This is a genomic window from Clostridium nigeriense, from assembly GCF_050585265.1.
GTDB classification, from domain to species: Bacteria; Bacillota; Clostridia; order Clostridiales; family Clostridiaceae; genus Clostridium; species Clostridium nigeriense_B.
On the sequence record NZ_JBNOOE010000016.1, the window covers coordinates 64,956 to 71,384 of the forward strand.

Below are 6,429 nucleotides of genomic sequence, written 5' to 3' on the forward strand. Positions count from 1 at the left end.
TAAGGCTATACCACACTTAATATCTATTGTGATATAGCCTTAATTAATTATTTACCTTCTAAAATTGCAAGTGCTGCTGCACCTAGAACCCCTGCTTGGCTTCCTAAAACCGCCTTTTCTATTTTACAGTTATTATAAATAGTCTTTAGACATCTTCTTTCCATCTCATACTCTATTTTATCAAACACTATTCTACCTGCTTCACTAACTCCTCCACCAATTATTATCTTATCTGGATCAAATGAGTTTGCGATATTAGAAATAGTTATTCCTAAATATGATAGTGCATCATTTAATATATCTTGAGAAACCTTATCTCCTTTTTCTGCTTCTATGAATACTTCTTTTGCAGTTACTTCTTCATAATTTTTTAAAGTTGTTTCCACCTTGCTTTCTACAGCTTCTCTTGCCCTTTTCATTATTGCAGTTCCTGATGCCATAGCCTCTGCACATCCAGTATTACCACATCCACATCTAGGACCGCCCTTCATTACTGTTATATGTCCAATTTCTAAAGCATTTGCTGTACTTCCTCTAAATAAACTTCCATTTAAAATAGCTCCTCCACCGATTCCGGTGCTTACAGTAACATAAACCATATTTTTGCTACCTTTTCCTGATCCAAACATATACTCACTTAATGTTGCTACATTTGCGTCATTATCTAAATAAGTATCAATTTTATATTTTTCCTTTATAGGTTTTACTATATTAAAGTTTTTAAATGGTAAATTTGGAGTATAAACTATTAATCCCTTTTCTAAATCTAGCGGCCCTGGAGATCCAACTCCAATAGCTTTAACTTCATTTATATCTGTTCCTTGTAAAACATCATCTATAGTCTTTAATAGTTTCTCTAAAACAGCCTCATCGCCTTTATGTGCTTCAGTCTTAACTGTAACTTCTTTAATTATCTTTCCTTCTAAGTCAACTAAAGCCGTGTATATCTTAGTCCCTCCTAAGTCTACACCAATTACATATTTCTTTTCCATCTCCATCCTCCTATATATACCTCATAATATAACTTTTATAAATCATAAAAATAGTATATCATTTATTAAAAATGTTTACAATGAATCAATTTTCATTAAAGCATTTGATAAATTTGTTTATAAATAATAAAAAAGCATCTAATATTCATTAGATGCTTTTGGCGGAGAAACCGGGATTTGAACCCGGGCGCCAGTTGCCCGACCTACGCCCTTAGCAGGGGCGCCTCTTCAGCCACTTGAGTATTTCTCCATGTGCCTTCTTATAAAGGTTATATGGCGGAGAGAGTGGGATTTGAACCCACGGTACCCGTAAAGGTACGCCGGTTTTCAAGACCGGTGCCTTAAGCCAGCTCGACCATCTCTCCATATTTCAGTCTTGCGACAAATACTATTATAGCAACCGCTATATATATTGTCAATTATTTTTTTTAAATTTTTAATATTTTTTTATTATGTTCATAATTAAATTAAAAAGCATCTAATTTTAGATGCTTTTTCTATGGCGGAGAGAGTGGGATTTGAACCCACGGTACCCGTAAAGGTACGCCGGTTTTCAAGACCGGTGCCTTAAGCCAGCTCGACCATCTCTCCATGTTTCGTCTTTCGACAAATATGATTATAGCAACAGAAAAATATTATGTCAACATTTTTTATTAAATTATATTTATAATTAATTTAATAAAAATAGGATGCATATTATTTTTCCACTAATCTACTGGTGGTTATATTATACATCCTATTATTATGTTTAGATTTATCTCACTTTAAATCTATTGTTATTTTATTTAATAACAGTTAATAAAATTACTTAATTACCTTCATATTCCCCATATATGGTTGAAGTGCAGTTGGAATATTTACTGAACCATCCTCATTTAGATTATTTTCTAAAAATGCTATTAACATTCTTGGTGGTGCAACAACTGTATTATTTAATGTATGAGCAAAGTATTTTCCATTTTTAGAATTTACACGAATCTTTAAACGACGAGCTTGTGCATCTCCTAAGTTTGAACAACTTCCTACTTCAAAATACTTCTTTTGTCTTGGTGACCAAGCTTCAACATCTACTGACTTAACTTTAAGATCTGCTAAATCTCCAGAACAACATTCTAAAGTTCTAACTGGTATATCTAAAGAACGGAATAAATCTACAGTATTTACCCATAATTTTTCATACCATTCCATACTTTCTTCTGGTTTACATACAACTATCATCTCTTGTTTTTCAAATTGATGGATTCTGTATACTCCTCTTTCCTCTATTCCATGCGCTCCCTTTTCTTTTCTAAAGCAAGGAGAATAACTTGTTAGGGTATGTGGTAATGATTCTTCAGGTAATATAGTATCTATATACTTACCTATCATAGAATGTTCACTTGTTCCAATTAAATATAAATCTTCACCTTCAATTTTATACATCATAGCATCCATTTCAGCAAAACTCATAACACCTGTTACAACTTCACTACGAATCATATATGGAGGAATACAATAAGTAAATCCACGATCTATCATAAAGTCTCTAGCATATGAAATTATTGCTGAATGAAGTCTCGCGATATTTCCCATTAAATAATAGAATCCACTTCCTGCTACCTTTCTAGCACTATCTAGATCTAATCCACTTAACCTTTCCATTATTTCTGTATGATATGGAACTTCGAAATCTGGAACCTTTGGCTCTCCAAAACGTTCAACTTCTACATTTTCACTATCATCCTTTCCAATTGGAACACTTGGATCAATTATATTTGGTAAAGTCATCATTATAGACTTAACTCTTTCAGCTAATTCACTTTCTTTAACCTCTAACTCAGATAAACTCTCTGAGTTTTCAGTTACTTTCTTTTTCATTTCTTCTGCTTCTTCTCTTTTTCCTTGAGCCATTAAAGCTCCTATTTGTTTTGAGAATTTATTTCTATCTGCCCTTAAAGATTCAGCTTGTTGTTTAGCTTCTCTAAGCTTTTTATCTAATTCTATTACCTCATCTACAAGCGGAAGTTTACTATCTTGAAACTTATTTTTTATATTTTTCTTAACTATCTCTGGGTTTTCTCTTACAAATTTTAAATCTAACATTATTATATCTCCTCTCTTATTTTTTAAAATAAAAAAGAACCTTTCCTCCCCAAAAGGGACGAAAGATTCCGCGTTGCCACCCTAATTAATAGCAATAATATGCTATTCACTTAATAAATTTAACGGTTTCTACCGTACTGCTCATCGCAGTCCCTCCGAGGTGGATTCATAACATATTACTATCGATTTACACCAACCATCGACTCTCTTAAAGTAAAAATGATATTACTATCCTCTTCAACAGTTTTATTATATTTATTTTAATATAGTATAAAAAAATATTTATGTCAATATTTTATTCATCAAATAAATCTCTTGTACAGATTATATCTATTCCTGTATTTAATATATTTTTACATATTATATTTCCTACCTTGACAGGAACACTTACATATATTCTTCCAATTACTTTAGATAACTCTATCCAAAGACTTCTATCTACTTCTTTACTAGATTTTACTGGTACCACCTTATACTTGTCACTTCCCTTAACTCTAACTATAGATGTAAATATGTCCTTATTGCTATCATCATTATTTAATTTACACATCTTCAAACTCCTTTATTCTACTAGATATTACCTTAGAGTCTTTAGAATCATCTACTATATCAGTTATATTTTTATCTAATTCCCTAGCAAGTATGTTTACTATCTTTTCATAACAATAAGATCCATGACAGTTTCCAAATCCTGATCCAGTCCTTCTTTTAACACCTTCTACAGTTCTAGCACCTAAGGGTCTCCTAATGCAATCAACGATTTCTCCTTCTGAAATATTATTACATACACATATAATCTTCCCATATCTCTTATCCAGAGCAATTATTTCATTTGCTTCTTTTTTACTAAGTTCTCTAAACTTATACACTTCTCTTCTTTTATCTATAAAATTCTTCTTTAATGTACAATTTAAATTATTAGCAATTGTATCACAAAGCATCTTTGCTATTGCAGGAGCTATAGTTATTTTACCGTAATGAGTTCCAGTTACTCTAATATATCCCTTATCTACTTCACTATCATCTATTAACATAGAATCTTTATTATAGCTTTCTCTAAACAGATTATTTATATTATTTTTTTCTAAACCTTGTAATAAATTATTTGCATATAACAAATTATGTCTTAAGCTAGTCTTTTCAGTACTTTTTATCCCTATTAATGATCCTGTAGTTGTAGTAGGGGTACTTAAAACAAATGTATCCTTATCAAATGTTTCTATAACTATTTTATTTAACTTATTTTTATAATTATCATCTACTAATAAATAACTCATATTTTTAAAATGAGTTCCTTCTCCTTTAGTTTCATTATCCTCTACTTTACCATTTTTCTTTATATATATTTCATGAGGAATAGTATTTATGACCACTTTACAACTAAATTTATTCTTATTTGTTGTTACCCTAAATCCTTTTGATAAGTTTTGTATATTTAGAACTTCCTCTTCTAATCTGAAAATAACCCCATTATCAGCAGCTACTTCTGCATATGCAATAGCTAGGTCATATGGTGCTATTATTCCTATATTTTCTGAATAAAGACCTTGCTTTATATTATGATTTATATTGGGTTCAATATAATATACTTCTTTATCATCAATTAAATGAACCCCTTCAATTCCCCTTCTCCTAGCTCTATCATACATTTCTTTTAGTTTTTTTACACCATTCTCATCATTAACTACTCTTAGAGCCCCAATTTTTTTAAATGGAACTTTAAACTTATTACAAGTCTCCTCCATTATTAAGTTTCCTATATACTCAAGTCCAGCCATTACATCATCAGAGGTCTCAGAGCCATCATATACTATAGATGTATTAACAAATGAAATATCATCTGCTATGTCATAATCTCTTTCTATTAAAGCTATATTAAAATTATATTTAGATAATTCATAAGCTACAGCACAGCCTATTATACCTCCACCTAATATAAGAATATCATAATCCATAGTTTACCTCCTACCATAATTATAGTAAAAACCCTTTTTCTTTTAATTCATTTTTTATTGCATTAATGTCTTCTTCGCTATCTGCTGCAATCGTATGAAGATGAATTCCATCAGTTAAATTAGATAGAGGTTTAACATTTTTATTTTTAAACTCACTTTCAAACTTATTTAAATCATTTAAATTCTTTATCATTAAATTTCCTCTTATTTCTCCATATAAAGGATGCTCAATAATTACATCTTCTATTATTCCGCCATATTTCACTACTATTTCAAGTTCATCTATTGTTTTATTTTCATCATGATTAACAGCTATTATAGATTTAACTTTATTTATATCCTTATTATAAATATATCCATCTGGGGTTGCTATAATAGTATTACCTTCAGCTCTTAAAATTGCAATATCTTTTACTATAATTTGCCTAGTAACTCCAAATAAAGAAGCTAGTTTCGTTCCCTTTATAGCTTTGTTGCTTTCAACTAGCATCTTACAAATCTCTTCTCTTCTTTTTTTAGAACTCATAAACCACCTCGAAAGCTAATTTTTATCATCACAAACTTTTATTATATTAAGTATATTATTATTCTCTATGAAATCTTTACTATGATGATATCTAACTACTTGTAATAATTCTTCATCTTTTTCAAAGTCAAAACCATTATTTTTTAATATATCTAATCCTATCTTAGGATGATTATAGTATACATTTATTTGTTTTATATTATCGTACTTTTTTATTTTACCCTTACTAATCTTATCTAATAATACAACTGCAGACTTTTCAACTAATGATAAATGTACATACCCCTTACCTACATCATGCAAAAGAGCTGCTCTACCTAATTTATATATATCTACATCTATATTTAAGTCATTTCTCATCTTTATAGAATCCTTGCATACCCTAATACAATGATGTTTATCATTATTTTTAAGATTATTAAATATTCTAACTTCTTCTTCATTTAAAAATTTAGTTACATATGCATAATCTATTTCTTTAAACAATGAAGTAAATCCCCAAATAAATTGCTTTACTCTATATAAAGCCATCGAAATCACCTTTCTAAAAATATATAGTGTTATTATTCGTATCTATACAAATAATAACACTATATATTTTTATTATCAATTATATAAATTATTTTAATTTTATGAATAAAAAGTACTTCTATATAACTTTGCTTATTTCGCTGAAATACAAGTCATTGCAAAATTAATAGAATAACTTAAGAGTTGATGGAAGAAAATTGTAAAATATTGTTTACAGAATAATCCTATTATAATTTGATTAGAATAAAAAAAAAGAAGTTATGTTTCCATAACTTCTTGGTGGAGGTAAAGGGATTCGAACCCTTGACCCCTTGCGTGCAAGGCAAGTGCTCTCCCAACTGAG

At 29.6% G+C, this 6,429-nt stretch carries 6 protein-coding genes, 3 tRNA genes and 1 other annotated feature; all 9 genes read right to left on the minus strand.

The genetic code is table 11. The features are described from left to right. Positions 1-47 precede the first annotated feature (47 nt). The 9 genes from ACQPVP_RS13690 to ACQPVP_RS13730 all read right to left on the minus strand — a co-directional run bounded on the left by ACQPVP_RS13690 (position 48) and on the right by ACQPVP_RS13730 (position 6,086). Positions 48-992 carry an ROK family protein gene (locus tag ACQPVP_RS13690; protein ID WP_430850834.1) on the minus strand — a complete coding sequence of 315 codons (945 nt, stop codon included), beginning with the start codon at positions 990-992 and terminating at the stop codon, positions 48-50. Positions 993-1,151: 159 nt separating this feature from the next. Then, positions 1,152-1,242: transfer RNA gene (locus tag ACQPVP_RS13695), tRNA-Ser, on the minus strand. A gap of 24 nt (positions 1,243-1,266) precedes the next feature. Further along, a tRNA-Ser gene (locus ACQPVP_RS13700) sits at positions 1,267-1,357 on the minus strand. A gap of 135 nt (positions 1,358-1,492) precedes the next feature. Beyond that, a tRNA-Ser gene (locus tag ACQPVP_RS13705) sits at positions 1,493-1,583 on the minus strand. Between the two features lie 213 nt (positions 1,584-1,796). Beyond that, on the minus strand, positions 1,797-3,074 hold the full coding sequence (gene serS, locus ACQPVP_RS13710) for a serine--tRNA ligase (RefSeq protein WP_430850836.1): 1,278 nt from the start codon (positions 3,072-3,074) through the stop codon (positions 1,797-1,799). A gap of 51 nt (positions 3,075-3,125) precedes the next feature. After that, positions 3,126-3,324 (minus strand) — a binding site (T-box leader). 45 nt (positions 3,325-3,369) lie between these two features. Next, on the minus strand, positions 3,370-3,624 hold the full coding sequence (locus ACQPVP_RS13715; RefSeq protein WP_430841398.1) for a DUF1667 domain-containing protein: 255 nt from the start codon (positions 3,622-3,624) through the stop codon (positions 3,370-3,372). Then, complete coding sequence (locus ACQPVP_RS13720; protein ID WP_430850838.1) at positions 3,617-5,029, minus strand: NAD(P)/FAD-dependent oxidoreductase; 1,413 nt, start codon at positions 5,027-5,029, stop codon at positions 3,617-3,619. The genes ACQPVP_RS13715 and ACQPVP_RS13720 overlap by 8 nt, the downstream gene beginning before the upstream one ends. Before the next feature lie 19 nt (positions 5,030-5,048). Continuing rightward, on the minus strand, positions 5,049-5,555 hold the full coding sequence (locus ACQPVP_RS13725; RefSeq protein WP_430850840.1) for a transcription repressor NadR: 507 nt from the start codon (positions 5,553-5,555) through the stop codon (positions 5,049-5,051). A gap of 15 nt (positions 5,556-5,570) precedes the next feature. Then, on the minus strand, positions 5,571-6,086 hold the full coding sequence (locus ACQPVP_RS13730) for an HD domain-containing protein (protein ID WP_430850842.1): 516 nt from the start codon (positions 6,084-6,086) through the stop codon (positions 5,571-5,573). Positions 6,087-6,429: the final 343 nt, after the last annotated feature.

What these genes read in the sequence shown, in the direction of transcription:
- ACQPVP_RS13725 (WP_430850840.1), bottom strand. Translation starts at nt 5,555, where the DNA reads ATGAGTTCTAAAAAAAGAAGAGAAGAGATTTGTAAGATGCTAGTTGAA.
- serS (WP_430850836.1), bottom strand. Translation starts at nt 3,074, where the DNA reads ATGTTAGATTTAAAATTTGTAAGAGAAAACCCAGAGATAGTTAAGAAA.
- ACQPVP_RS13690 (WP_430850834.1), bottom strand. Translation starts at nt 992, where the DNA reads ATGGAAAAGAAATATGTAATTGGTGTAGACTTAGGAGGGACTAAGATA.
- ACQPVP_RS13720 (WP_430850838.1), bottom strand. Translation starts at nt 5,029, where the DNA reads ATGGATTATGATATTCTTATATTAGGTGGAGGTATAATAGGCTGTGCT.
- ACQPVP_RS13715 (WP_430841398.1), bottom strand. Translation starts at nt 3,624, where the DNA reads ATGTGTAAATTAAATAATGATGATAGCAATAAGGACATATTTACATCT.
- ACQPVP_RS13730 (WP_430850842.1), bottom strand. Translation starts at nt 6,086, where the DNA reads ATGGCTTTATATAGAGTAAAGCAATTTATTTGGGGATTTACTTCATTG.